This is a genomic window from Streptococcus sp. GMD6S, assembly GCF_000297015.1.
This window is the reverse complement of record NZ_AJRH01000356.1, coordinates 1-690: the sequence shown is the minus strand read 5'-3', so window position 1 is coordinate 690 and position 690 is coordinate 1. Positions and strand designations below refer to the sequence as shown.

Below are 690 nucleotides of genomic sequence, written 5' to 3'. Positions count from 1 at the left end.
TGTCAAGGTGACTGCCCTAAAACGAGTCCAATTCGGTGACTTTACATTAGACCCAGAACTAGCAAAAGGGCAATACCGTCCCTTGAATCCAGAGGAATTGAAAATTATTAAAAACTATTTAGAGAAAAGTGGATAAAAGAAAAAAGCTTTAAATTTAAAGCTTTTTTTATCTTCTTTAACTCATGTGTAAGATAATTCCAATAATCCAGTTAAGATCAGAAAGAACAATACCTACAATAGCTATAATTCTTTCTGTTTTATAATCAAGTCCAGACTCTTTTTGAAGTTCGTTAGCATACAAGATACCGGCGATACCTAAAAGAATGCCTCCCAACGGAAATAACAAACTAAGAATGATAGATAGGATACCCACTAAAAGCGGGTTTTTCTTCTTTTCTAGCATTTTCTACAAATTCCTTAAAATGTTTATTAATTTAGCATAGGAGACCGACTTTATCAACTTTTTCCTTGATCTTAGCTAGTCTTGACCTTCCCAATCCAAGAATCCAACCCATAAGAAAGGATATAAATCTCAGAGAAACCTTGTTTTTTCAAATAAAGTGCTGCATTAGTCACTCGTTGTCCGCGTTGGTTTTCGTAGAGAAGGACAGGTTTATCCTTGCGAAGGGCTGCAAGGCTTGACTTCAACTGATTTGAAGGAATATTGCGAGCTCCGAGGATATGTTTTCT

At 35.7% G+C, this 690-nt stretch carries 2 protein-coding genes and 1 pseudogene; 1 reads left to right on the top strand and 2 read right to left on the bottom strand.

Going from position 1 to position 690, the window contains the following annotated elements:
* Positions 1-136 (top strand): annotated as a pseudogene (locus tag GMD6S_RS12900) (16S rRNA pseudouridine(516) synthase); the annotation flags it as partial.
* A 39-nt stretch (positions 137-175) separates the two neighbouring features.
* Here the strand turns inward: GMD6S_RS12900 and GMD6S_RS11590 are convergent.
* Positions 176-403, bottom strand: coding sequence for a hypothetical protein (locus GMD6S_RS11590; protein WP_000890389.1), 228 nt, complete (start codon positions 401-403; stop codon positions 176-178).
* Positions 404-474: 71 nt separating this feature from the next.
* Positions 475-690: rhodanese-like domain-containing protein (locus GMD6S_RS11585; RefSeq protein ID WP_000306304.1), on the bottom strand; the 216-nt coding region annotated here is incomplete at its 5' end.

Coding starts and splice junctions, on each gene's coding strand:
- GMD6S_RS11590 (WP_000890389.1), bottom strand. CDS start 403: ATGCTAGAAAAGAAGAAAAACCCGCTTTTAGTGGGTATCCTATCTATC.